At 43.8% G+C, this 25,070-nt stretch carries 28 protein-coding genes; 12 read left to right on the forward strand and 16 right to left on the reverse strand.

Translation table 11 applies throughout. The features are described from left to right. The first annotated feature begins 296 nt into the window (after positions 1-296). Complete coding sequence (locus BK026_RS18245) at positions 297-1,043, forward strand: response regulator transcription factor (RefSeq protein ID WP_071817198.1); 747 nt, start codon at positions 297-299, stop codon at positions 1,041-1,043. Between the two features lie 11 nt (positions 1,044-1,054). Here the strand turns inward: BK026_RS18245 and mgtE are convergent, their stop codons facing one another. The 12 genes from mgtE to BK026_RS18305 form a co-directional block, all read right to left on the reverse strand. Further along, a complete protein-coding gene (gene mgtE, locus BK026_RS18250) occupies positions 1,055-2,413 on the reverse strand; it encodes a magnesium transporter (protein ID WP_071817199.1) in 1,359 nt (452 codons plus the stop codon). A 174-nt stretch (positions 2,414-2,587) separates the two neighbouring features. Continuing rightward, entirely contained in the window at positions 2,588-2,860 is a 273-nt protein-coding gene (locus BK026_RS18255) for an HPr family phosphocarrier protein (protein ID WP_071817201.1), read from the reverse strand. After that, positions 2,860-3,705: an RNase adapter RapZ gene (gene rapZ, locus BK026_RS18260; RefSeq protein WP_071817203.1), complete on the reverse strand. Its 846-nt coding sequence runs from the start codon at positions 3,703-3,705 to the stop codon at positions 2,860-2,862. Before rapZ ends, BK026_RS18255 begins: the two co-directional genes overlap by 1 nt. 75 nt (positions 3,706-3,780) lie before the next feature. After that, positions 3,781-4,224, reverse strand: coding sequence for a PTS IIA-like nitrogen regulatory protein PtsN (gene ptsN / locus BK026_RS18265; RefSeq protein ID WP_071817204.1), 444 nt, complete (start codon positions 4,222-4,224; stop codon positions 3,781-3,783). 13 nt (positions 4,225-4,237) lie between these two features. Next, entirely contained in the window at positions 4,238-4,525 is a 288-nt protein-coding gene (hpf, locus tag BK026_RS18270) for a ribosome hibernation promoting factor (RefSeq protein WP_012517338.1), read from the reverse strand. Between the two features lie 29 nt (positions 4,526-4,554). Next, positions 4,555-6,036, reverse strand: coding sequence for an RNA polymerase factor sigma-54 (locus BK026_RS18275; protein WP_071817206.1), 1,482 nt, complete (start codon positions 6,034-6,036; stop codon positions 4,555-4,557). Between the two features lie 73 nt (positions 6,037-6,109). Continuing rightward, complete coding sequence (gene lptB / locus BK026_RS18280) at positions 6,110-6,835, reverse strand: LPS export ABC transporter ATP-binding protein (RefSeq protein WP_014948343.1); 726 nt, start codon at positions 6,833-6,835, stop codon at positions 6,110-6,112. 2 nt (positions 6,836-6,837) lie between these two features. After that, positions 6,838-7,383 (reverse strand): lipopolysaccharide transport periplasmic protein LptA, encoded by a 546-nt coding sequence (gene lptA / locus BK026_RS18285; protein ID WP_071817208.1) that lies wholly within the window; start codon positions 7,381-7,383, stop codon positions 6,838-6,840. Next, on the reverse strand, positions 7,352-7,930 hold the full coding sequence (gene lptC / locus BK026_RS18290) for an LPS export ABC transporter periplasmic protein LptC (RefSeq protein WP_071817210.1): 579 nt from the start codon (positions 7,928-7,930) through the stop codon (positions 7,352-7,354). Before lptC ends, lptA begins: the two co-directional genes overlap by 32 nt. Continuing rightward, entirely contained in the window at positions 7,927-8,475 is a 549-nt protein-coding gene (gene kdsC / locus BK026_RS18295) for a 3-deoxy-manno-octulosonate-8-phosphatase KdsC (protein WP_071817212.1), read from the reverse strand. The genes lptC and kdsC overlap by 4 nt, the downstream gene beginning before the upstream one ends. Next, complete coding sequence (locus BK026_RS18300; RefSeq protein WP_071817215.1) at positions 8,476-9,459, reverse strand: SIS domain-containing protein; 984 nt, start codon at positions 9,457-9,459, stop codon at positions 8,476-8,478. Next, positions 9,459-10,415 (reverse strand): calcium/sodium antiporter, encoded by a 957-nt coding sequence (locus BK026_RS18305; protein WP_071817216.1) that lies wholly within the window; start codon positions 10,413-10,415, stop codon positions 9,459-9,461. The genes BK026_RS18300 and BK026_RS18305 overlap by 1 nt, the downstream gene beginning before the upstream one ends. A gap of 530 nt (positions 10,416-10,945) precedes the next feature. Between BK026_RS18305 and mlaF the strand changes: the two genes are divergently transcribed. The 7 genes from mlaF to murA all read left to right on the forward strand — a co-directional run bounded on the left by mlaF (position 10,946) and on the right by murA (position 15,613). After that, positions 10,946-11,746 (forward strand): phospholipid ABC transporter ATP-binding protein MlaF, encoded by an 801-nt coding sequence (mlaF, locus tag BK026_RS18310; protein ID WP_071817219.1) that lies wholly within the window; start codon positions 10,946-10,948, stop codon positions 11,744-11,746. Next, positions 11,743-12,519, forward strand: a complete 777-nt coding sequence (gene mlaE, locus BK026_RS18315) for a lipid asymmetry maintenance ABC transporter permease subunit MlaE (RefSeq protein ID WP_071817220.1) — start codon at positions 11,743-11,745, stop codon at positions 12,517-12,519. The genes mlaF and mlaE overlap by 4 nt, the downstream gene beginning before the upstream one ends. Positions 12,520-12,527: 8 nt before the next feature. After that, positions 12,528-13,001, forward strand: coding sequence for an outer membrane lipid asymmetry maintenance protein MlaD (mlaD, locus tag BK026_RS18320; RefSeq protein ID WP_071817222.1), 474 nt, complete (start codon positions 12,528-12,530; stop codon positions 12,999-13,001). Positions 13,002-13,083: 82 nt separating this feature from the next. Then, positions 13,084-13,749, forward strand: a complete 666-nt coding sequence (locus BK026_RS18325) for a phospholipid-binding protein MlaC (RefSeq protein ID WP_083575193.1) — start codon at positions 13,084-13,086, stop codon at positions 13,747-13,749. After that, positions 13,746-14,054 (forward strand): lipid asymmetry maintenance protein MlaB, encoded by a 309-nt coding sequence (locus tag BK026_RS18330; protein ID WP_071817224.1) that lies wholly within the window; start codon positions 13,746-13,748, stop codon positions 14,052-14,054. The genes BK026_RS18325 and BK026_RS18330 overlap by 4 nt, the downstream gene beginning before the upstream one ends. 29 nt (positions 14,055-14,083) lie before the next feature. Then, complete coding sequence (locus BK026_RS18335) at positions 14,084-14,341, forward strand: BolA family protein (RefSeq protein WP_071817225.1); 258 nt, start codon at positions 14,084-14,086, stop codon at positions 14,339-14,341. Positions 14,342-14,350: 9 nt separating this feature from the next. Beyond that, positions 14,351-15,613, forward strand: a complete 1,263-nt coding sequence (murA, locus tag BK026_RS18340) for a UDP-N-acetylglucosamine 1-carboxyvinyltransferase (protein ID WP_071817226.1) — start codon at positions 14,351-14,353, stop codon at positions 15,611-15,613. A gap of 224 nt (positions 15,614-15,837) precedes the next feature. Here the strand turns inward: murA and BK026_RS18345 are convergent, their stop codons facing one another. The 3 genes from BK026_RS18345 to BK026_RS18355 form a co-directional block, all read right to left on the reverse strand. Beyond that, positions 15,838-16,905: a trypsin-like peptidase domain-containing protein gene (locus BK026_RS18345; RefSeq protein ID WP_083575124.1), complete on the reverse strand. Its 1,068-nt coding sequence runs from the start codon at positions 16,903-16,905 to the stop codon at positions 15,838-15,840. Between the two features lie 308 nt (positions 16,906-17,213). Beyond that, a complete protein-coding gene (locus BK026_RS18350) occupies positions 17,214-18,575 on the reverse strand; it encodes a DegQ family serine endoprotease (protein WP_071817227.1) in 1,362 nt (453 codons plus the stop codon). Between the two features lie 87 nt (positions 18,576-18,662). Then, the gene (locus BK026_RS18355; RefSeq protein ID WP_071817228.1) at positions 18,663-19,100 is read right to left on the reverse strand and encodes a ZapG family protein; all 438 of its coding nucleotides are present in this window, start codon (positions 19,098-19,100) and stop codon (positions 18,663-18,665) included. 254 nt (positions 19,101-19,354) lie between these two features. Between BK026_RS18355 and zapE the strand changes: the two genes are divergently transcribed. Beyond that, complete coding sequence (gene zapE / locus BK026_RS18360) at positions 19,355-20,452, forward strand: cell division protein ZapE (protein WP_071817229.1); 1,098 nt, start codon at positions 19,355-19,357, stop codon at positions 20,450-20,452. 232 nt (positions 20,453-20,684) lie between these two features. After that, the gene (locus tag BK026_RS18365) at positions 20,685-21,407 is read left to right on the forward strand and encodes a YebC/PmpR family DNA-binding transcriptional regulator (RefSeq protein ID WP_071817230.1); all 723 of its coding nucleotides are present in this window, start codon (positions 20,685-20,687) and stop codon (positions 21,405-21,407) included. An 88-nt stretch (positions 21,408-21,495) separates the two neighbouring features. Here BK026_RS18365 and BK026_RS18370 read toward each other — a convergent pair whose 3' ends face one another. Further along, a complete protein-coding gene (locus BK026_RS18370; RefSeq protein ID WP_071817231.1) occupies positions 21,496-23,385 on the reverse strand; it encodes a bifunctional diguanylate cyclase/phosphodiesterase in 1,890 nt (629 codons plus the stop codon). A gap of 400 nt (positions 23,386-23,785) precedes the next feature. On the opposite strand from BK026_RS18370, the gene BK026_RS18375 reads away from it, so the two are divergent. Both BK026_RS18375 and BK026_RS18380 read left to right on the forward strand, forming a co-directional pair. Beyond that, entirely contained in the window at positions 23,786-24,442 is a 657-nt protein-coding gene (locus BK026_RS18375; RefSeq protein WP_071817232.1) for a nitroreductase family protein, read from the forward strand. A gap of 171 nt (positions 24,443-24,613) precedes the next feature. Continuing rightward, a complete protein-coding gene (locus tag BK026_RS18380; protein ID WP_256253902.1) occupies positions 24,614-24,991 on the forward strand; it encodes a hypothetical protein in 378 nt (125 codons plus the stop codon). Positions 24,992-25,070 lie beyond the last annotated feature (79 nt).

Consider the following 25,070-nt stretch of genomic DNA (forward strand, 5'->3'; position numbering starts at 1 on the left):
TTGTAATGCACTTAAAAATTTAGGGCAGTGGAAATGACAATTCATCACAGAAGTATCACAAAATGAGCACAGATTTTTGTCGAAAAATAACGGAAGTAATAAATAAGAAGGTGAACATTAGAGTGTTTTTCTCTCCTTGTTGCGCGTTTATTGTTTAAGCGCTGATTGCAAAAACAACGCACCGGGAGAGTATTTTCGGTCGAAAGATAAACGTAGGTGAAAGAAATTTTTTACGAAAATGGAATAATAAATCAACTTTTCCGGTCATGTTCTTATCGGCGCATAAGGAGAGGACCATGATCTTAGTAATCTACAGAGCGAACGCGTTTCAACAAACCATCACTCAGTGTTTGAGCGAGCAAGCATTTTTGTATGATGCCGTATCAAGTTTTAATACGGCGGCTTCTTTGCTCAGCATAAAGCACTATGCGCTGATCATTGTTGAAGTAGGGGCTTGCGCAGACTGCCTTGCTAGGATTGAGCTACTGGTTAAGCAAAATCCAGATAGCTGGATCATTGCCCTCGAAAGCCAAGATACTCTTTCCTTAGAAGTAAAAGCTGATGAAGTTGATTATTTTGATGCTGGTGTAGATGACTTCCTAAAAGGGGCATTCAACGAGCGTGTGTTTTTAGCACGCGTTCGCTCGCATATGCGGCGTAGCATACCTATTACGGATGCTAAAAATCAATCCAGTAACGTTGTTGACCATATTGAGGTGGGACCGCTACAGATAGACCAGCGCTACCATAGCGTTATGCTAAATGGCCAGACCTTGTCACTCACGGCACGTGAATTTGCTTTGCTCGACTATTTTTGCCGTCATCCAAACCAAGTATTTTCTCGAAACCAGTTGTTGAGCGCCGTGTGGGGGTATAATCACGAAGGTTACGAGCACACTGTTAACACTCATATTAACCGTTTACGAAGTAAGTTAGATAAAGTCACTAGCATGCAAAATGCAGGACAACTTGTACAAACTGTTTGGGGAGTAGGCTATAAGCTCAATGTCTCTGGCTACGTGGCTAAAGCGCTTAGTGCATAAACGTGTCGCGACTAGATCAAAAACAACGTTGCTGTCCCTAGAAAAGCGAAGATACCAACCACATCAGTGATTGTGGTAAGTATAACGCTTCCAGCTAGCGCAGGGTCTATTTTGAGTCGCTTCATGATCATGGGAAGAGTAGCGCCTGCAAGTGCCGCAGCTATCATGTTAACCATCATTGCAAAGGCTATGATTACGCCAAGCATATAGTCTTGTTTCCACAGTGCAATTACAGAAGCAATGAGTACAGCCCATATAGCGCCATTTAAAAATCCGATGGATATCTCTTTACTTATTAGCCACCGCGAGTTACTGGCGTTCACGTGCCCAAGTGCCATACCACGAATGACAAGAGTTAACGTTTGGTTGCCCGCAACGCCACCCATACTAGGCACAATAGTATTGAGAATGGCCAAAACGGCTAGCTGGCTTAGCGTCGCCTCAAATAAATCACTCACCATTGCAGCCATAAGCGCGGTAACTAAATTAACAGCGAGCCAAACGGAACGGCGTTTAGTACTTTGCATTACCGGAGCAAAGGTATCTTCATCATCCTCAAGACCAGCCATACTCATCATAGAGTGCTCTGCATCTTCGCGAATAATATCGACGACGTCGTCGATTGTTATTCTTCCAACCAGCCTATGGTTTTCGTCAACGACAGGGGCAGATAACCAATTATAGCGCTCAAACAGGCTTGCAACTTCGTCGTCTGGCATATTAACGGGTATTGCTTCAGACTCTGTGTCCATTACATCAGATACTTTGTCGTCAGTATCTGCGGTTAATAATCGTGTAACTGGTACTATACCAACTAAGTTGTCGGTACGATTTACTACGTAAAACGTGTCAGTGTTCTCTGGTAAATCACCTTTTAACCGAATATAGCGCAACACTACGTCAACAGTAACGTCAGGTCTAAGCGTTATTGTATCGGTATTCATGATGAAACCGGCAGTTTCTTCACCATACGATAACGCCTGCTCTGCACGCATTCGATCTTGCGCATCCATCGAATCTAATATGTCTGCAAGCACGGTTTCAGGAAGACTGCTGAGTGTCTCCGCTAAGTCATCGGTATCCATTTCCTCTAGTGCATCAACCACATTGGCCGGTAGCATTTTCGAGATAATACCGTTACGCACATCGTCCGACAGTTCTTCTAAAATATCGCCGTGAAAGTCACCATCTATGAGTTCCCACAGTTCATCTCGGGTGCGGCTTGGACTAGATTCTAATATGTGTGCTACATCAGAGGGAGGAAGTTCAAGTAACAGCTTACGTACAGACACGAATTGCCCATTAATCAACGCGGCATTGATTGAACGTAATTGGGTTTGTACGTATTTAGAAACGAGCGCTTCTGCCATAAAGGGATATTTCCGCTAAGTCATCGATATATAGAAATAGGCAATGGGGCCTAAGAACGCGTGCTGTCCACAGTTAGAATATCGCACTTATGATAAAACTGTTATGACAAATCGGCTTATTTTAAGACATCATCCTCCGACTGCTGAATTATTAATCGGCTTTTTGTGCTTCACCTATTCGTCTTCGTTGAACCTGCCTTCTATTAAAGACTCTATGGCTGACATTGCGGCTTCAGCATCGTTGCCGTTAACAATTACGTCAACTTGCTCGCCTTGATGGCTTTCAAGCATCATAAGGCCTAAAACGCTGTTGGCATCGGCTTCTTTTTCACCTTTTTTAAGCACAATTTTCGCATCGAACTGATTGGCCAACTGCACAAGCAGAGTAGCAGCTCTCGCATGTAACCCTAACTTGTTAACGATTGTAAGTGTTTTTTGAATAGTCATTACTGGTTAAGTTCTCGATGGCGAATTTGGACGTCGGGGTGAAGTTCGCCAAATGTTTTAGATAAGCTTTGAGCGATGTAGACAGAACGGTGTTGGCCGCCTGTGCAGCCAATTGCTACCGTTACATAACTGCGATTGTTGCGCTCTAAGTGCGGTAGCCAAGTAGTGATAAGGTTTTGTATCTGCCAAACAAACTTGGTCACAACAGGCTGAGAGCCAAGAAAAACTTCGACGGGCGCATCCAAGCCCGTTAAATGTTTTAAATCGGGTTCCCAGTGTGGGTTAGGTAAGAAGCGCGCATCAAACACATAGTCTGCGTCTTTCGGGATCCCGTGTTTAAAACCGAACGATTCAAACACCAATACGAGCCTAGAACTTTTCTTTCCTAATATTCGTTCACGTATAAGCTCTGCCAATTGATGGATGGTTAGTTTGTCGGTATCGAGGTATAGGTCGGCTCGTTCAACAATAGGCGCCAGTAACGCTGATTCTGCTTTTATCGCCTCAGATAAGGACTTATTGAGTTTCGCCAGGGGGTGTAAACGCCGTGTCTCGCTAAAACGCTTTACAAGCACATCGTCGCTTGCATCTATATATACTATCGTCATTGACCAAGAAGACGGTAAATAATCCAATATCTCAACAAGATCGTTTGGGTTTTTAGGTAGATTGCGCACATCAATACTGACAGCGACTTGGTCGTATTCATCAACAACAGTGTGCGTTAGCGTAGGTAGAAGATTAACCGGAATATTGTCTACGCAGTAGTAACCTAAATCCTCTAACGCACGCAAAGCGACAGATTTGCCAGAGCCTGAGCGGCCACTGATAATTATCAGCTTCAACTGAATTCTCCCTTTAAACGCTACCTTTCCCGAGTTAGCGATTAGAATAGTGGCAAACTGTCTTTGCCCTTCACATTAATTTAAGGCTTTAACAATATCGTCGCTGGTCGTGGCGCGGCGTATGGCTTTAATCGTTTCTTTATCGCTGAGTTTACCTGCCACCGTTGCTAGAGTTTGTAAGTGGCCCTCAGTTTGATCTTCTGGAACTAACAAAGCGAAGAAAATATCAACAGGCTTTTCATCTAGGGCGTCAAAATCAATTGCTGGTGTACTTGTTACTACAATAGCAATCACTCTATCTAGACCGGCAAGACGACCATGTGGAAGGGCTATCCCGTTGCCAATTCCGGTGCTGCCCATACGCTCTCGTGCCAATAAGCTGGTGAGCACGGTAGCTTGTTCAATGTTTTGGTTATTTTTTGCTGCAATTTCAGCGATTATTTCTAAAATTCGCTTTTTACTATTACATTGAACCGCACACTCGGTGCGGTCCAAACTTACGATGGCTTGTATGTCCATACTTGATTAACTACTAGTGTTTTTTAAGTTTTTCCTTATGCTTGATTACCTGCCGGTCGAGTTTATCAACCATGCTGTCAATCGCCGCATACATGTCGGTATTTTCTGAGGATGCAAATACTTCAGCGCCACTTAAATGAACGGTCGCTTCCGCTTTTTGGTTTAATTTTTCAACGTTCAGGATGACATGCACATTAGAAATGTGATCAAAGTGACGTTCAAGTTTGCTGAACTTCGTATCGACATAATTACGCAAAGAGTCGGTGATTTCGACATGATGACCAGTTAGGTTTATTTGCATATTTCGTCTTCCTTATATTATTAAGCCAATTAAATAAGGCTTTTGCGTTGGTTCGACGGCGGGATCGACAAAGACTCCCGATATTTTGCTATTGTTCGCCGGGCAACTTTAATGCCTTGTTCGGCCAACAATGAAGCAATCTTGCTATCACTCAGTGGTTTCGCCGGCTTTTCTGCCGCCACTAGCTTTTTAATTAGTGCACGGATTGCCGTGGAGGAACACTCTCCACCTGATTCTGTTGCTACGTGGCTTGAGAAAAAATACTTTAACTCGAAGATACCGCGTGGCGTATGCATATACTTTTGTGTTGTCACACGTGAAATCGTTGATTCGTGCATGTCTACCATTTCTGCGACATCGTTAAGCACCATTGGTTTCATCATTTCCGGACCGTGCTCAAAAAAGCCCATTTGTTGCTGCACAATGCAGTTCGCAACCTTCATCAATGTTTCATTACGTGACTCAAGGCTCTTGATGAACCATTTGGCCTCTTGCATGTGTGAGCGGATAAATTGCGAGTCGCTACTGTTTTTGGCACGGCGGCTCATGGCTGCGTATTGCTGGTTTACGCTTAGCTTTGGCAGACTGTCGGGGTTCAGCTCAACCACCCAACGGCCATTTTTCTTTGTTACTGAGACATCAGGGATCACGTACTCTGGTTCTTTAGTAACTAAAGCACTACCTGGTCGAGGATTCAAGGTTTGAAGTAAACGCATTGCTTCACGTAGCTGGTCTTCTTTTAAACGACTCTTACGCATTAGCGTGCGATAGTCTTTGCTGCTCAGTAAGTCAGAGTACTCTTCAATCAGTTGTTTCGCTTCAGCTAGCCAGGGCGTGTCTTCAGAAAACTGACGTAACTGCACCATAAGGCATTCTTGAGGTGAGCGAGAACCTGATCCAATAGGGTCGAACATTTGAATGCGTTTAAGTACACACTCTATTTCGTCCATTTCAATTGGCTCTTCCATGTCATCGTCGTTAACCGCTTCTAAGATCTCGTCAAGCGTAACGGTTAAATAACCTGATTCGTCAATAGAGTCGATAATTGCCGTAGCGATAGCGCGGTCTGTATCTGAAAAATGAGTGAGGCGCATTTGCCAAAGAAGATGTTCTTGAATGTCTTCGGTGGTCTCGCCTTGGAAGATTTGTTCGTCGTCGTTAGACGGGCCTGGCGCCGGCGCAGAAGATGCAGAGTAATATTCATCCCACGTGCTGTCGATTGGCAGCTCATCGGGAAGGTCGTTCTTCTCAAGCGCATCGCCTGCTTCTAGGGTATCACTTGAGGCAGAGGCGGTGGCTTCAGGCGTACTATCGTCGTTGTCGATATTGTTTTTTTCTAGCTGAGGCTCGTCTGGGCTTTCTTCCACTTCTAATAGTGGATTAGAGTCGAGCGCTTCTTGTATCTCTTGCTGGAGATCAAGCGTAGAAAGCTGCAGCAGTTTAATCGCCTGCTGTAGCTGAGGTGTCATTGTGAGTTGTTGGCTAAATTTTAGCTGTAAAGATGGTTTCATCTACGTCTTATTTAAATGCTCTAAATTGAATATACCAGAGCTAAACTGAAAAATGACAATTCGGTTACACTAACTATAGCCTGAATTGTTCGCCTAGGTATACATCCCTTACTTTCTGATTACTTAAAACCTGTTCCGCCGTTCCTTGCGCAATAAGCTCGCCATGACTAACAATGTACGCTTTCTCACAAACATCCAATGTTTCGCGTACGTTATGGTCCGTGATAAGAATACCAATACCCCTATCGCGAAGATGTTGTATTATCTTCTTTATATCATTAACTGATATAGGATCAACACCAGCAAATGGTTCATCAAGCAAAATAAATTGAGGTTTCGCTGCAAGTGCTCTCGCTATCTCAACGCGACGACGCTCCCCGCCCGACAAACTCATCCCTGTACTATTACGTATATGGTTAATATTAAATTCATCAAGTAGTGCGTCGGCTTCTTCTTCTTGCTGTTGTGAATTCAAATCTTTACGGGTTTGAAGAATGGCCATGATATTTTCATGTACAGTAAGCTTTCTAAAAATAGAGGCTTCTTGTGGAAGGTAGCCTATACCGCGGCGTGCACGTTCGTGCATAGGTTGATGGGTAAGTTCATTGTCATCAATCTCTATCTTACCTTTATCCAAATTAACCAGACCAACAATCATATAAAATGTAGTGGTCTTACCAGCTCCGTTAGGGCCAAGTAGCCCGACAATCTGCCCGGTAGAAACGGAAAGGCTCACGTCGCGAACGACCTGTCGAGATTTATAAGCTTTAGCAAGGTTTTTAGCGCTCAAAGTTGCCATTGCTATTCATTGTCCTCGTTGTCTTTCTTAGACGATGTTTTACGAATGGTGTCAGGGGTAAATACTGTAGTTACACGACCTTCACCATCCTTACCAGCGCCACCCGTTGCAAGCAATTGTTCAGTAACCATATCGAACGTAATTTTATCGCCTTGCACCTTACTGGTATCTTGCTGTAGCTCAGCATTACCCGCCAGAGAAATAGTGCGATTAATTACTTCATAGCGAATTTCATTGGCTTTCGCTGATACTGGTGTACCATCTTCTAGTGATTGAGAATAGCTTGCAGGGTTGCCACGGGCGATAAATATTTCACGGCCGCTGCCATCTGTAGCTATTACTTCTACTTCATCAGCTTCTATTAGGAGTGAACCTTGAGTAATGAGCACGTCTTCCTTGTACAAAGCCGTTTTGTTTTTACCATCAATAAACTGGGTATTTGACCCTATTTTTATGGGTTGTGAAAAATCTTCTTCACTGGCTTGTACCGCACCGCTAGCGATGGCAAGTAGAAGGCTAGTTGCTAGGGGAATAAGTGGTTTGTACATGATCTAAAAGCTCGTATTCTTGTTTGCGTAAGTCTGCATTGAATCCATTACTTAAAATAACATACTGCGTGCCCAGTATTTTAACCGGTTGATCAGATGTCATTTGCTTGTTCTCTAAGTTTATTTGAATATATTCGGTAGTGATATTTTTAACAAAGTCATTGTCAGTTTTGTTTTCAATCGTTACCGCTTTTTCGAGTTGAATCAACTCGTTGTTATACAGCGTACCTTCCTTAGCGGTAACAACCCACGGAGCATTCGCATTATCCGTATAAAGTGTATATCGGGGTTGTTGAAAGAAAACAAAGCCTAACTGGTCGTAGTGCTCCATAGATTCTGCAAACACTTTGTGGTTAAGCATACCGTCTTGGTTGTACAAGGTTGTTGCTAAATTTTTCGCTTTGTAGGATGGTTTTAACGCATCGCTTTGTTGCTGACGCACATCTTTCTCTGGCTCTTCCATCCACGTAGGGAGATACATGAGCACGGCTAAACTGAATAAGGCAGAGATACTCACGCCCAAGCGGTTAAAGCCGAACCGGCTCATACGCTTGCTCCAAATATGGCGTTTTCTATGTTTTTGGCTTGTAAAATCGTATCTGAAATTTCGCGCACAGCACCAAAGCCACCGGGCAACGTTGTTATCCAGTTTGCTTGTTGCGCCACTAAAGGATGAGCATCGTGCACGGCTATTTTCACTGTCGCATGCTGAAACATTCCAGTATCAGGCATGTCGTCGCCTACGGTGGCAACGTGATCCGCAGTTAGATTCAAGTGTTTTAACAAATTACACAGAGCGTCCGCTTTGTTCTCTTCGCCCTGAATAATGTGTTCTACATTTAATGACTTCATTCGATTTTCGACAATAGTAGAACGTCGTCCCGTAATAACGGCAACACTTACACCGTGCTTAACCAATGCTTTCACGCCGTAGCCATCTCGAGTATGAAATGCTTTCAACTCTTCGCCATCGTTACCAAGGTAAATGCGGCCATCTGAGAACACACCATCCACATCACATACAAGCAACTTGATATTCTCTAGTTTAGAAAATAATGCATCATCGAGTTCAGTATAGAGTGTTTGTACCACTTAAAGGACTCCTGCTTTCAACAACATATGCATGTTAAATGCACCTACGGGTTTTTGTTCACTATCGATGACCATTAACGCGTTAATCTTATGGGCTTCCATGAGATTTAACGCCTCAACAGCCAATTGGTCTTGTTGTGTTGTTTTTCCGCCTTGGGTCATTACATCGTCTACGCGTGCTGAGTGTAGATCAATACGAGCGTCTAAAATGCGCCGCAAATCACCGTCGGTAAAAACGCCGCAAAGGGTTCCTTGTTCGTTGACGATGCCTGTCATGCCCAGCCCTTTTTTGCTAATCTCAAGGAGCGCGGCGGCTACCGTATCACCAGATTTAACTAGCGGTATATCTTCGCCAACTAACATAATATCATGTACTTTAAGCAGCAGCTTTCTGCCTAAGCTTCCACCTGGATGGGAGAGGGCAAAATCATCTGATGTAAACCCTTTATGGTCGAGCAAAGCTATCGCTAATGCGTCACCCATAACCAGTGTTGCTGTCGTGCTCGATGTAGGAGCAAGGCCCAGAGAACACGCCTCTTTGTCAACACTGATATCAATGAAGACATCTGCATGCTGACCCAGTGCACTATTGGCGCTATTGGTCATGGCAACAACTTTAATCCCTAGTCTTTTTACGACGGGGAGAAGGTTTATTAGCTCAGCGGTTTCACCAGAGTTTGAAATAGCAAGCAGAACGTCGCCTTTACCCAGCATGCCTAAGTCTCCGTGATTCGCCTCGCCAGGGTGCATGAAAAAAGCAGGTGTTCCGGTGCTTGCTAGCGTTGCTGCTATCTTGTTACCAATATGGCCTGATTTTCCCATACCACACACAACCACTTTGCCCTCACAAGATAGTAGGATGTTGCATGCTTTAACAAAATTATCATCAAGACGGTCTGCTAAATTTGCTATCGCTTGTGTTTCAATGTCGATCACACGTCTAGCCGACGAAATATAATGTATTTCTTGGTTTTTATTTATCATTATCCAAATAACCAGAACTGATAGCCGATGAAACAGCTTAAAAGTATAAGCCCATTAGCACGAGAAATAGTACGCTTGCCAATTAAATCAAAGCTAAACAAAAACAGCAGCAGCGTTAGCCCTAACATTACGTACATATCACGATTATAAACGTCTGGGTCGAGCAGACCTGGGGCAATTAGTCCGGGCATGCCCAAAACTGCTAACAAGTTAAAAATGTTAGACCCTATAATATTCCCCAGCGCAAGGTCGTCTTCGCCTTTTAGCACACCTGCTACGCTCGCTGCTAGTTCGGGAAGACTGGTACCAAGGGCAATAACGGTGAGACCAATAATGAGGTCAGAAATTCCCATGTAGCGCGCAATTTCTACCGCAGAGTTTACCAAAAAGTGGGCGCTTAGCGGCAGGATAACAAGCCCAACCCCAATCCATATAAGCGCTGCAGTGTTAGATACGCCTTTGGGGATTTCGTCAGCAGTTTCAGCAACGAGAGGGTCTTCTTTATCTACTTGTAAAGAAAGCCAAGCCATCATTGCTAACACGAAGATAAAAAGCCCTAACAGAATAATACCCTCGTACGATTTCAACTCACCATCAAATAGAAACCCAATGGCAATTAATGAAATAATAAGGAGTGCGGGAAGTTCGCGCTTCAATGTTGTAGACGAAACGATTAATGGCTTTACCAGTGCGGTTATTCCAAGAACTAAGGCCACATTAGTGATGTTTGAACCCAATGCATTACCAACAGCAGTGTTCATGTTGCCATTGACCGAAGCGATTGCAGAGACCACTATTTCGGGCGCAGAAGAACCCATAGCAACGATGGTTAAACCAATCATCATGGGGGAAATACCAATGTTCTTCGCTAATGCAGAGGCGCCGTATACGAATCGGTCCGCGCTCCAACTTAGCACGACAAGGCCGACAATGAAGATAACGATGTTTAGAAGCACAACAACCTTTGATAAACAAAATTTTGCAAGATTGTCGCAAAAACAGTGCCATTTGCCTATGGGGCTAACGCTTTATTTTGTATTAAACACTATTTTCTATGCTCAAACCTTTTATTCAGGTTCGATTAATAAAGCACGCTGTACATTTTAAATTAATCACACGCCTTATAGAACGTACTTTTGTGGTTACTTTTGAGAGCAGCGCTGCATTTAATGAAAGTTCATTCGTTTAATTCGAACATACCTTGTAACTTTTTGCTTTTGGCTGCGCCCTTGAAAACGCGTAGAATGACAATAAATTACACACCCCAGTAAACTTTTCGTATTTTGTTTTCACTAAAAAGTATACTGTTTAGTGTACTTTTTGTATTATGTTCGCCAGTATACGATACAGGCACGAAAGTTGAATATTGAACTTCAATAATTGTGCTTAGTGTCCAATGAAAGCACGCACATTTGCTTAAATGAACGAGGTTTTTGCGCTCATTTGTTAGCGAGTAAGAACGTCAGAGGTCGACAATTTATAAGTTATGGATCATTTAGTCGAGATAGATAACCTTACCTTCAAACGCGCCGAGCGCGTTATTTACGATGGTATTTCGCTGAAAGTGCCTAAAGGGAAAATTACGGCAGTAATGGGGCCTAGCGGTATTGGTAAAACGACCTTGCTACGTCTTATTGGTGGGCAGTTGATGCCAAATGAAGGCGACGTGAAATTCGATGGCAATTCAATCGTGTCTATGTCGAGGAAGTCCCTTTATCAAACACGCCGAAGAATGAGCATGCTGTTTCAAAGCGGCGCATTGTTTACGGATATGAGTGTATTCGACAACGTTGCGTTTCCATTAAGAGAGCATACATCACTTAGTGAAGACCTTATCGCAACGATTGTCGCATTAAAGCTACAGGCTGTTGGTTTACGTGGAGCAGCACATCTTATGCCCAGCGAACTGTCTGGCGGCATGGCCAGAAGGGCGGCGTTGGCAAGAGCGATAGCCTTAGATCCTGATTTGATTATGTATGACGAGCCCTTTGCCGGGCAAGACCCTATCTCGATGGGCGTGCTGGTAAAGCTTATACGTGAGTTAAATGATGCATTAGGATTAACAAGTATTGTGGTAACACACGATGTAACCGAAGTACTTACCATCGCTGATTACATCTACATACTGGCCGATAAACGCATTATCGGCGAGGGTACGGCTCAGCAAATTAAAGAGAGCGAATCGGAGCTCGTTCAACAGTTTTTAAAAGGGAAAGCTGATGGACCTGTGCCGTTTCACTATCCTGCCTCTAGTTTGGAAGAGAGTTTTTTAGGAGCAGGTAAATGAAACTACTGCAAACTATCGGCGCTAAGACCATTTCGCGAGTTACCGCTATCGGCAGAGCGGCGTTAATGTTATTTGGGGCATTAATTGCTGTGCCTCGCTTAAAGAACATTCCTTTAGTCATCAAGCAGCTTTATGTTGTGGGTGTACAATCGCTGCTTATCATTATGGTTTCTGGTTTATTTATTGGCATGGTAATGGCGCTCCAAGGCTATACTATTTTGGTCGATTATGGCGCTGAAGGTAGCCTGGGACCAATGGTTGCGCTATCGCTGCTGAGAGAGTTAGGGCCCGTGGTAACGGCGCTTCTTTTCGCTGGTCGGGCGGGGTCGGCACTGACTGCTGAAATTGGACTTATGAAAGCCACTGAACAGCTTAGCAGCTTAGAAATGATGGCGGTTGACCCGCTGAGAAGAATTGTTGCGCCTCGTTTTTGGGCTGGCATGCTAGCGATGCCTATGCTTGCAGTTATATTTAGCGCGATAGGTATCTTAGGAGGACACTTAGTTGGTGTAGACTGGCTAGGAGTAGACGCAGGTAGCTATTGGTCAATCATGCAATCGACGGTCGATTGGAATCAAGACGTGGTAAATGGCGTAATAAAAAGCCTGGTTTTTGCCTTGGTTGTGACCTGGATTGCCATATTTAAGGGTTATGATTCAATTCCTACATCGGAAGGGATCAGCAAAGCGACTACTGAGACAGTGGTCTATTCATCATTAGCAGTATTGGGGCTGGATTTTGTACTGACCGCCCTCATGTTTGGCATCGAGTAGGGGTGGCAATGAATAAGTATAAAACGGAAGTAATGGTTGGTGTGTTTGTCTTGCTCACGTTTGGCGCCTTGTTGCTGTTAGCGCTCAAAGTGGCAAACCAAACAGTGGCGACTGAAGGTGACACTTACACATTGTATGCAAAATTTGACAATATTGGCGGCTTGAAACCGCGCTCTGCTGTAAAGGTTGGTGGCGTGACCGTTGGGCGAGTATCTTCGATATCGCTCGATCAGGAAGATTTTACTCCTGTAGTCACGTTGTCTATTTCAAAGGAATATAAAGACTTTCCTGAGACGAGTTCTGTGTCGATATTAACATCAGGTTTGCTAGGCGAGCAGTACGTAGGTTTTCAACCCGGCTTTTCTTTTGATGGTGTCGCTAATCTGAAAGATGGTGATTATTTACAAGACACTAAATCTGCGTTGGTGTTGGAAGACTTGATAGGGCAGTTCCTCTTTAACCGTGGTAACGACGACGATTAGGTAACGAAATTTCAGCGACCTGTGAAACTTAATAGGGTTTTAACGGGTCTGCTTTGTGTTGATGTTTTTTAGGAGAGTAACATTGAAAAAGTTTATGGTAGCAGTTGGGCTGTTCATGATGTCTGTGGTAGGCGTTGCCGAGGCACAAGACGTTAATGAGCAAAACCCTTATGAATTGGTACAAGATGTAGCAAACAGAACGTTTGACCGTATTAAAGCTAACCAAGATGCGATCAAAGCAGACCCTGAAATGTTACGAACCATTATGGAAGAAGAGCTCGTTCCGCATATTGACTATAAGTTTGCTGCTTTTATGGTGCTGGGAAAGCACTTTAAATCGGTGCCACAGGAAAAAATGGGCGAGTACATCAGCGTCTTTCGTCAGTACTTAGTGACAACCTACGCTGTTGCAATGGGATATTACGACAATCAAGAAGTGGTTTTTGAGCCCGAGTCGAGTTTTGACGATAAGAAGTCGGTGACCGTACGCGCGGTAGTTCAGGATCCAAACAGACCTGAAATAAAGATTGCATTTAAGGTTCGTAAAGACAGCAAGACAAATGAGTGGAAAGCGTATGATATGGTGGCTGAAGGTATCAGCATGCTAAACAGTAAACGCAGCGAGTTTGAGTCTATTCTTCGTCAAGATGGTATTGATGCGGTTATTGCGTTAATGCGCGATAAAATTGGTAAGCCTGTAGAGCTAAAACAAGGCGAGCCAATTGAAATTAACGGAGAGGCTGAGTGAGCCTTTTTGAAGTAACTGAACAAGGAAATGTCGTTGTTCACGGTCACCTTGATCGTGACACACTGTCTTCGAATTTTTGGACAGAACTGTCTTCACAGCAACGGGAAAAGCTACGCAGCCGTAAGGCTTCAACAATTGATCTCAGTGATGTGGAGCGAGCAGACAGTGCTGGTTTAGCATGGTTAATCAATGCCGTTAGGGACTCAAGGCAAAACGGTGTTAGCATTACACTGTATAAAATGCCTGAAAAGCTTCATAAGCTTGCCAAAATTAGCGATGCTGATAGCTTTTTACCCTTAGAATAAGTAGATGACACTGAGTTAAGAAGTGAATTATGGAATTGTCTGAAATCGAGAGAATATTGAAAGAAGCGCTTGACCTTCACGAGGTACACGTGAAAGGCGAAGGTTCGCACTTCAACATCATTGCTGTGAGCGATGCATTCAACGAGATGAGCCGCGTGAAGCGCCAACAAGCGGTTTATGCGCCCCTTGCCGACAAAATTGCAGACGGCAGTATGCATGCCATTACAATTAAAACATTTTCGGTGAAAGACTGGGAGCGCGAGCGCCAGTTCAATATCCCACAATAAAGGTTTTTCGTGGACAAACTAGTAATTAAAAAGAGCCCTGCGCTCTCTGGCACCGTAAGGATTTCTGGTGCAAAAAACGCAGCGTTACCGCTGCTAATGACAAGCCTTCTTACTGACGAGACTTGTCGTTACACTAATGTCCCGCGCCTGCGTGATATCAATACCACAGTGGCTCTGCTTCGTGAATTGGGTGTAGAGGTTGCGCTTCCCGCCGCTAACGATGTTGTTATTGATGCAAGTACGCTAGCAAGCGTAACCGCTTCCTACGAACTGGTGAGGACAATGCGCGCGTCAATTCTGGTTCTTGGCCCTTTGTTAGCCAAACAAGGCAAGGCGAATGTGTCTTTGCCTGGTGGCTGCGCGATTGGCGCTCGACCGGTGAATCTTCATTTAACTGGCCTGGAAAAAATGGGCGCTAAAATTGAAGTAGATGAAGGGTATATTCGCGCAGAAGTTGACGGCCGTCTTAAAGGTGCCCGCATTTTCATGGATATGGTAAGCGTTGGTGCAACTGAAAACTTGTTAATGGCAGCAGCGCTTGCCGATGGTGTTACGGTACTGGAGAACGCCGCTCGAGAACCTGAAATTGTTGATCTTGCAAACTGCCTCACGCAAATGGGCGCTAAAATTTCAGGTGCCGGTAGCGACAAAATCACCATTGAAGGGGTTGAAAAGCTAGGTGGCTGTGATTACAGCGTGCTGCCCGATCGCATTGAAACAGGCACATTCTTAGTGGCCGCAGCAGTCACTGGTGGTAAAGTACGATGCACGCATGCGGCGCCTGATACTCTAGATGCCGTGCTGGATAAACTAGAGCAAGCGGGAGCTAAGATCACTACCGGTGAAGACTGGGTTGAACTTGATATGGAGGGGAAAAAGCCGCAAGCTGTGAGAGTAAAAACAGCGCCGCATCCTGCTTTTCCAACCGATATGCAGGCTCAATTCGTGACACTTAATTGCGTTGCACAAGGTACGGGCGTTATTACAGAAACTATTTTCGAAAACCGCTTTATGCATGTGCCTGAGCTCCAGAGAATGGGCGCGGAAATCGCTTTAGAGGCTAATTCTGCCGTGTCTAAAGGTAGCTCAAAATTAAAGGGCGCGCCTGTAATGGCGACCGACTTAAGGGCTTCGGCGAGTTTAGTTATTGCAGGTCTAATTGCAGACGGTGAAACTCATGTAAATCGTATTTATCACCTTGATAGAGGGTATGAATCGATTGAAGAAAAATTGAGTGGGCTTGGCGCTGTAATTAGTCGCGTAAAAGAATAGTTCAGCGAGCAAACGCGGTTGGGATAAGCGTTAACGTCAGACTTTGTTACTGAATCAATAAAGAGCTACTATTTTCTAAATGGTAGCTCTTTTTTTGTCCTGAACTTTATATTGTTCAAACATATAACCGTCAAGTCGCCTGTAAAAGCAGCGGCCTTAGTTTTTGTTGTAGAGAGCTGCTGCTATACAAAGCGGCGTGAATTGAATCTGAACGTTTCTCAAACCTAATTGGTACGTAGTTCAGTAACGGTTGCTGAAAGTGAAAGTGGAGTACCGTCTCGGCTAACGTCGATTGTAATCGTGGTTCCGGGTTCAGTTTCAGCAATCATATCTTGTGTTTTAGAAGCGTTTTCTACACTAACACCATCAATTGCTAGAATTATGTCACCAGGGCGAATACCTGCTTTATCGGCTGGCCCCCCCTTGGCAATGGCCGAAACGTAGATGCCTATTTGATTACGGTTTACTCCCCCAGTAAATCCGAGCTGGCCACGGACTACTCTTCCGTTGCTGATAATCTCATCCATAACGCGCTTGGCGAGCTCATAAGGTACTGCGAAGTTTATGCCGTCTATATTGTGAACGCGATTTTTTGAATCTCTCACTTGAAAGTTAGCGTTAGTGATCCCGAGTAAGATCCCGTTACTATCAACAAGTGCGCCACCGGAGTTACCTTGATTCAATACCGCGTCGGTCTGGATGAAATCAAAATACTGCGATAAACCGTTTCTACCTGCACGACTAACAATCCCTTGAGTAATAGTCTGGCCTAAGTCAAAGGGGTTGCCGATAGCCATAACAACATCGCCCACATGCGTGTTGGGCTCGGGTACTTGAGGAATAATATGCAAGTTATCGGCAGTAACTTTCAATACCGCTAAATCAGTAAGGGGGTCTGTGCCCACTATCTGCGCCTCTAATACACGACCGTCTTGAACGGCAACCCAGATACTATCAGCATCCTTAACGACATGATGACAGGTAAGTATATACCCGTTTTCAGTCATAATTACCCCGGAACCAAGATTCGTTCTCTCTCTGACTTGGTTTCTGAAAAAGCCGGCATCGTTTTCTATACTAAAACTATAAATATTGACAACAGCGGGCGCTGAACGACTTAAAGCCGTAAAATAGCTTTCTCTACTGGCGCTTACGGAAGGTTCTGAAAAAAAGCCCTCTGTGAAGCGATTTCCCTGGCGTAGGTCGGGTAAGAAAAACAACAGCAGTGCAGCAACCGCGAGCCCTAAAAATACGGATTTTAGTAAAAAGCTAAGCATTGAACGACCAGTCACAAATTACACTTCACAGTTAGGTATCACGTACATCAATGGCTGATACAACAGTACTGCTTGTTTGTATCGCCTTAACGCATGTAGATAGTTAATGATGCTTTGTTTAAAGTAATGTTAAATTCTACCTAAAGCATATCACTTTATTCAATAAACTACCGTAGAGAAAAGCATTTTTTGTGATTGCGTTTAGTGCGTCAGTAAACGTGTTGATTAGGTTATGAAAATTGAGTTAAAAAAACAGCGCCGCGAAGGCGCTGTTTCTAATATTACTTTTATCACTACGTTCTCGTAATGTTTTCAGGGGAAGGCTACTGTCTTATCACCAGATAAAGCGTTGAATTATTGCGTTTCACGTTCAATGCAATAACACCTTTTGCCTCATCAAGTGCATTTCTAAACTCTGCTACGCTTGACGTGCGAACGCGGTTAACGCCTATAATCACGTCGTCAGCTTGCAGACCAATTCGCGCAGCCGGTGCACCTCGCTCAATGTCTGATACCACAACGCCTGCGTTACCCGCGTTGTCGGTACCGTTGACGAGCGTAGCCCCTTCAAGTGCAGGGTGAATTTGGGCTGCGGTAACGGTGGTGTCAGCAGCATCATCAAGAACAACATCAACATTCATTTTCTTGCCTTTTCGCATGATGCTAATTTCAACTTCAGCACCGGCGCCCATGCTAGCGATACGTGCGCGCAGTTCTTGGAAGCTATTCAACTGCCTTCCATTAATGGCCGTGATGATATCACCTGCTTGAAGGCCGCCTTTTTCTGCTGCAGAGTCAGGTTGAACTTCGCTGACAAATGCACCTGTATTGACTTCTGCGTTCATTGCTTCGGCGAGTCCCGCATCAATATCACTACCCAGTATACCTAATAGCCCGCGACGCACTTCACCGAATTCAGCTATTTGGTCAACAAGGTTTTTCATCATATTAGCGGGAATGGCGAAGCCTATGCCCACATTACCTCCGTTTGGCCCGAATATAGCGGTGTTGATACCCACTAATTCACCGTGAAGGTTCACCAACGCGCCACCAGAGTTTCCTCGGTTAATTGCAGCATCTGTTTGAATGAAGTCTTCATACCCGCCTATGTTCAAACCAGAACGGCCCAGCGCACTGACAATGCCGGATGTTACCGTCTGAGATAATCCAAATGGATTTCCGATAGCGACAACAAAGTCGCCAACACGCAGTGCGTCTGAATCGGCAAGGGGCAACGCTTTCAAGTCATCAGGTTCAATTTTAAGCAAAGCAATATCGCTTTGTTCATCTGAACCCAATTTTTTTGCTTTGAACTCTCGGCCGTCAGTTAGTTTAACCGTAATTTCATCGGCATTATCTACAACGTGGTTGTTGGTGACGACGTACCCTTTGTCGGCATCGATAATTACACCTGAACCCAAACCTCTAAAGGGTCGTTCCTGAACTTGTTCTTGTGGTGCGCCAAAGAAATAACGAAACATTTCTGGGACGCGCTGACGAGACGTTTGCGTACCTTCAACAGCAATGCTTACTACCGCAGGGGTCGCTTCTTCAAGCATTGGCGCTAAAGAGGGCACCTCATCTTTTTTATCGGAAAAGAAAGGCAACGCCGCCTGAGTACTCGCAGTAAAGCCCAATGAACTTATAACAACGGCAGACGCCAATAAACAGTGGCGGAAAGACATTTTCATGTTCGCTTACACTCCTTCATGTTAAATGCGACATAGCATGGTTTCACTAAAGAGTCTCAGACAAAAATAAAGTTCCTTATATTACTGTTTTTCTGCGTTATTCTGACCAGAACCGCCGACGAACAACCCAGAGCCTGAGTTTGCAAAGTCTTTTGGTTGTGTGTCTGAAACGCGCTTAACTTTAGCTTTGTCAGACCCTTTTAAGTTATTACGTAAATAGGTCGTGGCTTGATCCCCATAAAAAGGAACCTTGCTTTGTTCTTCTTCAGCGCCTTGTTCGAGAAGGTTTTCGTATTCCTCGACGTGTTGCTTTAATACTTCACATTGATTTTCAATAGCCTCTAGACTTTGTCTAGTTTGATGAATGTGATGTTGGGCTTGCTGAGCAAGGATTTCTTTCACTTGCTTTTCAGTCTGTGCTGCGTTCCCAGCGCCCTGCTTTTGTTGAAAGAAACGACCTACAAAAAAGCCGATAATTAAACCAACAGCCAACAAAGCAAGAGATACTAACAATTCCATTAAATTCTCCGAATCAATCTATATCTAACAGCCAACCGCATAGATACGGTTTTTAAACTGCTTTCGACCATAATCTGAATATAGCAAGGTCGACCTTGAAAAGCGCATACCAGATAGTATTTATTCAGTGTATGTCGAATTTCAATGTGAGATTCTACCGTGATTTCCATTAAAATTAAGGTCATAATTGAGAAATTCAAGCAGGTCGGTGCAGCAAGCGCCGCTATTGACTTTTGTACGGAGTAGTTAAGGCGATGACGCCATGGGAAAAATATCAGTTAGATCTTCAGTCGTCTGACTTCCATTACGATGCGGCGCAGGAAAATGCAGTAAAAGAATTGCAGCGTTTATTCGACGAGCTAACCCAGCCTAAAAAGAAAATGACTTGGCGAGTAAAGCTTAAGGCGGCGTTTGGCAAAGGCCATGCGAAGCCGGGCATTCAGGGTATTTATTTTTACGGCGGCGTAGGGCGCGGTAAAACTTATCTTGTCGATACATTCTATGAGTGCTTACCTTTTGACAGAAAAATGCGCGTGCATTTTCATCGATTTATGTACCGAGTACATGACGAGTTAAAGCAACTGAAAAACGCGCAAGACCCACTTAAACTGGTAGCTACTAAGCTGGCTCAAGAAGCGCGAGTAATATGCTTTGACGAGTTTTTTGTATCTGACATTACCGATGCCATGATTTTAGGTACATTGATGGAAGAACTCTTTAGCCATGGCATTGTGCTGGTGGCTACCTCTAACATAGTACCTGACGATTTGTACAAAAATGGCTTGCAGCGTGCGAGATTCTTACCAGCTATCGACTTACTCAATCAGAATACTCGTGTGGTGAATGTAGATAGTGGTATTGACTATCGTCTTCGTACTTTAGAGCAAGCGGAAATTTATCACTATCCACTAGATAATGAAGCTTTAGAAAATTTGCATGGCTATTTTGCTCAGTTAGCGCCAGAAGAAGGCTCGCAAAACGAAGAAATTGAGGTTAACAACCGAAAGATAAGTACGCTTAGAAATGCCGATGGGGTATTGATGATCGACTTTCAATCACTGTGTGGCGGACCGCGTAGCCAGAGTGACTATATCGAATTAAGTCGCTGTTATCATTCGGTGCTTTTAGCCAATGTTAGGGAAATGGGGCAACACAATGACGACGTGGCACGCCGTTTTATTGCTATGGTGGATGAGTTTTATGAGCGCAACGTTAAGCTTATTATCTCTGCCGAGGTAGCCTTAGAAAATTTGTATAGCGAAGGATTACTTAATTTTGAATTTAGGCGTTGTTTAAGTCGGTTAAAGGAGATGCAGTCGCACGATTATTTAGCGACAGAGCATTTGCCTTAAACCTAATCGCGCGTTATTGCTAGCGCAATAGCAACTAAAACGCCATAAGGGCTGTATTGTTGGGGGGGAAATAGGGTAGAATTTTGCCACTTTTTTCTGTGTACCTGCGACAATGTCGTTATCCGTTGTGATAAACGGGTTTCTACAAGTATGTAGAAAAGCTTAGGTGATAGCACAGTAGCCTTATAAAACCCAACGCAGCGTTTCTAATTGCGAGAAAGAGAATTTTAAGATGGGAAGAGCATTCGAAGTACGTAAAAACGCCATGGCAAAAACTGCCGGCCAAAAGACTAAAGTTTATTCTAAGTACGGTAAAGAGATTTACGTGTGCGCAAAAAATGGTGGTACCGACCCAGACACTAACCTTTCACTTCGCCGCCTCATGGAGAAAGCAAAGAAAGATCAGGTGCCAAGCCACGTTATTGAAAAAGCTATTGATAAAGCGGCCGGTGGCGCTGGCGAAGACTTTCAACCAATGCGTTATGAGGGCTTTGGACCAGGTAACTGCATGGTAATTGTTGACTGCTTGTCTGACAATGCCAATCGCACCATTACCGAAGTACGTAACTGCTTTACTAAAACCAACGCGAAACTTGGTGCACAGGGTGCGGTATCGCATATGTTTGACCACCAAGCCGTTTTCCAGTTCGAAGGTGACGACGAAGATGCCATCTTAGAAGTACTAATGGAGGCAGACGTTGACGTGACTGACGTTGAAGTAGAAGACGGTAAAGTGACGGTGTATGCACCACACACAGAATTCTATCAAGTAAAGACAGCGCTAACTGAAGCCTACCCAGACATTAGCTTTATTGCCGAAGAAATGAGCTGGATGCCGCAGACTGAGACAGAAATTAGCGAAGAAGACATGCCTATGTTTGAAAAATTCATGGACATGCTTAACGACTGTGACGATGTACAAGACGTTTATCACAACGCGATTACGCCTAGTTAAAATAAGAATACAGCTCGATTTTTTAATGTGAAAGCCCCTCAATAGAGGGGCTTTTCGTTATAAACAGGATGTTATCTTAGTTTTGCTTTTATCCAGCTAGGCGCTTAAGTAAATCATCCCAAAACAACGGTCTCGATAAAAAATACCCTTGTGCCCAGTCACAGCCATGTCTTTTCAAATAATTTAACTGCTCTTCAGTTTCAACCCCTTCCGCGATAACGCGTAAACCGTAAAGCTCGGCAAGGTTTTGTATGATTAACACCATTTTGCTTCGGGGCTCTTTTTCAGAAAATAAATCACTAACAAAAGAGCGATCAATTTTAAGGCAGTGGGCAGGGTAGTGGATAAGTTGGCTAAATGCGGTATAGCCCGTTCCAAAGTCGTCGAGTGCTAAGGAAACGCCTAATTCATTTAACGCATTAAGCGTTTCTAAGCAGGCTTTATCTCCAGCAACCAATGCGGTTTCAGTCACTTCTAATTCTACGCTGCACGGATTTACCTTGTGCGTCTCAAGTAAACGTTTAACCAAAGGTGGAAAATTTTCGTTGTGTAACTCAACGCCAGATATATTGATGCACATTTTTCCTGTAAAGTTGTGTTGCTGCTGCAGTACTACAAGTCTTTCTAAAGCGTGTTCTAATACCCACAAATCAATCGCTTTGATAAGTCCCGTTGATTCGGCAACCGGAATAAATTGATCAGGCCCTACACCCTCTAACTCTGGGGCTTTACATCTAAGCAGTGCTTCTATGGCAACAATATCATCGTTGTCACAGTTGAAAATGGGCATGAATGCCAGTGTGAATTGGTCGTTTTCCAACGACGTCCTCAATCCATTCTCTATTTTTTGGCGCTGTTTTATGGTTTCCGCAATTTCTTGGGTAAAAAATCTATAACAATTTCTACCGTTTTGTTTCGCGTCATACATTGCTGTATCAGCGTAATGAAGTAGTTCACTAGGCTCAACTGTGTCATCGGGGAAAACCGCAATACCAATACTGGCGTAAGTTAAGTGAGTAATGCCATCCACCTCGAAGCCACCATCGAAAATGTTCAGAATACGTGCTGCCACACTACCCGCATCGAACGTATTTTTAATATTTGGTAGCAGTACTACGAATTCGTCACCCGCGAGCCTGGCAATACTTTCTTCTTGAGGTTTCAGTAGTTGGTCTGATGGACGGATTTCTCTCCATAATTGTTCACTAAACTTGAGCAAGAGTTTGTCACCCATCTCATGACCATATTGATCATTGACCTGTTTGAAGTTATCGAGGTCTATATAAAGTAGCCCTACCTTCTGTTTATCTTTGGTTGCTCTATTGATAACTCGTTGCAGGTTTGTTTTGAAATTCCATCTGTTCGGAAGACCGGTCAACGTGTCGTAAAACGCCATTTGCCTGATGTCATCATCGTGCAGTTTAATGATCGTTTCGTAAGACTGTTCTTCAGAACGTAGTGCGGCTAGACATATGAGGTTTAGAGCCAACGTTGTGAGAATAAAACGTATGGCTTCGACAAGGGTGTAGCTCGTCATCAATAAGCTAGAAAGTGGCGTGAATAAAATAACGATGCTGGTAATACTAAAAATGCAGAAAACGACAACCGCAGGCCAAAACCGATTAATAAATAAGTTAATTGCCGCAATGGGATATATCCACAGCATTCCGGTGTTGTCTTTTCCCCCTGTAATAAGCAAGCTCATACATAAAACAAACAAGATGCCGCTTAATACTATGGCGGCTCTCTCAACATTGCCGGTGCGCTTTAAAAGATAAAGGTTGGCTAAACCAACTAGTGCACTACTTACTAATATGGTCCCAAGCAACAAAGCTTGGCCATATAAGCTGAGACTACCTAACGCGAAAAGAAATACTACGCCTATAACAGTTAAGATCTGACAAAGCGCAAACCGACGTCGATGACGAACCTGCATCATCTCTTGTTGCCCTGTGGTAGTTTCGTGGGGTTGGGTCATATCAATGTAAAATTGTTAGATTTCCGAATGAAAAAGTTGCAGGCGTTAGTCTTAACTGTGATTGTGATAGTTTGTCCATAATAGGTGAGTTATTTAAACTTATCAATGAACCTTTAATTTATGAGTGTGGCATGAAAAGTATTGAAATTACTTACTTTTACATAAGGCTTTTCTAATTAGAGACCCATCAAACTTAACGCTCTGCAAGAGAAATCTATTCTAAGCGGGCATCAATAGACATTTTTATTACCCCCTCATTATTTATCTTTGCTAACTCAAACTATTGTCAAAATAAATTTGAAACTGATTCGTCTTTTATCGGGATTATCATTGAAAAGCTTAAGCGATACTATACGTACAACTTTTAATTTAACCCCGACTATGTATTGAGGAGTTAGTAGTGTCTCATCCTATTATTGAAGATTTAAACAAGCGCTATACCGTAAAGCAATACGATGCCAACGAGCGTATTTCAGCCGACGAGCTAACGACGATACTTGAAGCATTGAGGTTGTCAGCGTCTTCAATTAATTCACAGCCCTGGAAGTTCGTCGTTGTCGAAAGTGACGAAGCTAAGCAGCGCTTACATGATAGCTTTGCCAACAAACACCAGTTCAATCAGCATCATGCAAAAGAAGCTTCGCATACTATTTTGTTTGCTTACGACCCTAAGTTCACAAAAGAGAAATTTGTTAAGCGTGTTGATGCAGAAGTATCTTCGGGTCATCTACCTGAAGATATGCGTGAAAACTTCATGGGTGCTTACGCATTTGCTGAAGCGAACACCGATGACAATGGCAATAACGCAGCGTGGACTAAAGCCCAAGTTTATCTCGCTCTCGGTAACGTACTACATACTTTGGCTCGCCTAGGGATCGCTTCTACACCTATGGAGGGTGTTGACTCTGATTTACTTGGTGAGTTGTTCAAAGATGAACTGGATGGTCACATCTGCGAGGTAGCGCTTGCCATGGGTTACCCTGATCTTGAGAAAGATTGGAATCACGGTCTTCCAAAAGCACGCCTAGCGAAAGAAGACGTTATTACAATCGTGTAACTTGTAGTAACGTGACGTTTAAACAAACGCACGTCACTCATATATACGAGATGTAAAAAGAGCCCTTAGCATGGGCTCTTTTTACTACAGCAATTGAATTTGCTTTTTTAGCCCCCACTGTACTTTGCTTACAGACAACAATCACTGCTTCTAACTGCGAATGGAACTCTGGTGAATACAACCTTTAAACGCTTTTACCCCTCTACATTTGCGCCTTTCCTCATGGCGTGGGTATTGTCGTATCTGGTTGTTAGTACTGGGTTTCAGCCACCCGATGTAGCGAGTAATGCCGAGGTAACATCACAGTCACCGCTTGCTAAGTTTGTTCATAACTCGCAAAGCTATTCTCTGCGGTTTAACGCCAGCAAGCTGACAGACAACAACAGTGAGCAGCCTACCGATGCGGATCTCTTAGGGCTAATACCTGCTTCGTTGCACTCGGTTTATGTAGGCCTTTTTGCTGTCAATACACGTTCAGCAGACGTTCCTTTTCAGTCACAAAAGTGGGTTAAACCAAGCCCTCGCGCACCGCCTTCTATCCTGATTTAACAACTCATATGCGTCAACGTGGGGCACACCTATTGTGTTCTTAAATTTGGCGACCTTAAAAACATTATTATTCAGGATT

The sequence above is a fragment of the Alteromonas sp. V450 genome (assembly GCF_001885075.1).
Taxonomy (GTDB): domain Bacteria; phylum Pseudomonadota; class Gammaproteobacteria; order Enterobacterales; family Alteromonadaceae; genus Alteromonas.

Excerpts from the sequence above, each read along its gene's own strand:
- BK026_RS18335 (WP_071817225.1), top strand. The coding sequence starts at position 14,084 with ATGGAATTGTCTGAAATCGAGAGAATATTGAAAGAAGCGCTTGACCTT.
- mlaD (WP_071817222.1), top strand. The coding sequence starts at position 12,528 with ATGAATAAGTATAAAACGGAAGTAATGGTTGGTGTGTTTGTCTTGCTC.
- BK026_RS18255 (WP_071817201.1), bottom strand. The coding sequence starts at position 2,860 with ATGACTATTCAAAAAACACTTACAATCGTTAACAAGTTAGGGTTACAT.
- BK026_RS18300 (WP_071817215.1), bottom strand. The coding sequence starts at position 9,459 with ATGATAAATAAAAACCAAGAAATACATTATATTTCGTCGGCTAGACGT.
- lptB (WP_014948343.1), bottom strand. The coding sequence starts at position 6,835 with ATGGCAACTTTGAGCGCTAAAAACCTTGCTAAAGCTTATAAATCTCGA.
- mlaF (WP_071817219.1), top strand. The coding sequence starts at position 10,946 with ATGGATCATTTAGTCGAGATAGATAACCTTACCTTCAAACGCGCCGAG.
- BK026_RS18365 (WP_071817230.1), top strand. The coding sequence starts at position 20,685 with ATGGGAAGAGCATTCGAAGTACGTAAAAACGCCATGGCAAAAACTGCC.
- BK026_RS18245 (WP_071817198.1), top strand. The coding sequence starts at position 297 with ATGATCTTAGTAATCTACAGAGCGAACGCGTTTCAACAAACCATCACT.
- mlaE (WP_071817220.1), top strand. The coding sequence starts at position 11,743 with ATGAAACTACTGCAAACTATCGGCGCTAAGACCATTTCGCGAGTTACC.
- BK026_RS18370 (WP_071817231.1), bottom strand. The coding sequence starts at position 23,385 with ATGACCCAACCCCACGAAACTACCACAGGGCAACAAGAGATGATGCAG.
- BK026_RS18355 (WP_071817228.1), bottom strand. The coding sequence starts at position 19,100 with ATGGAATTGTTAGTATCTCTTGCTTTGTTGGCTGTTGGTTTAATTATC.
- mgtE (WP_071817199.1), bottom strand. The coding sequence starts at position 2,413 with ATGGCAGAAGCGCTCGTTTCTAAATACGTACAAACCCAATTACGTTCA.
- lptA (WP_071817208.1), bottom strand. The coding sequence starts at position 7,383 with ATGTACAAACCACTTATTCCCCTAGCAACTAGCCTTCTACTTGCCATC.
- BK026_RS18350 (WP_071817227.1), bottom strand. The coding sequence starts at position 18,575 with ATGTCTTTCCGCCACTGTTTATTGGCGTCTGCCGTTGTTATAAGTTCA.
- lptC (WP_071817210.1), bottom strand. The coding sequence starts at position 7,930 with ATGAGCCGGTTCGGCTTTAACCGCTTGGGCGTGAGTATCTCTGCCTTA.
- BK026_RS18275 (WP_071817206.1), bottom strand. The coding sequence starts at position 6,036 with ATGAAACCATCTTTACAGCTAAAATTTAGCCAACAACTCACAATGACA.
- zapE (WP_071817229.1), top strand. The coding sequence starts at position 19,355 with ATGACGCCATGGGAAAAATATCAGTTAGATCTTCAGTCGTCTGACTTC.
- ptsN (WP_071817204.1), bottom strand. The coding sequence starts at position 4,224 with ATGGACATACAAGCCATCGTAAGTTTGGACCGCACCGAGTGTGCGGTT.
- hpf (WP_012517338.1), bottom strand. The coding sequence starts at position 4,525 with ATGCAAATAAACCTAACTGGTCATCATGTCGAAATCACCGACTCTTTG.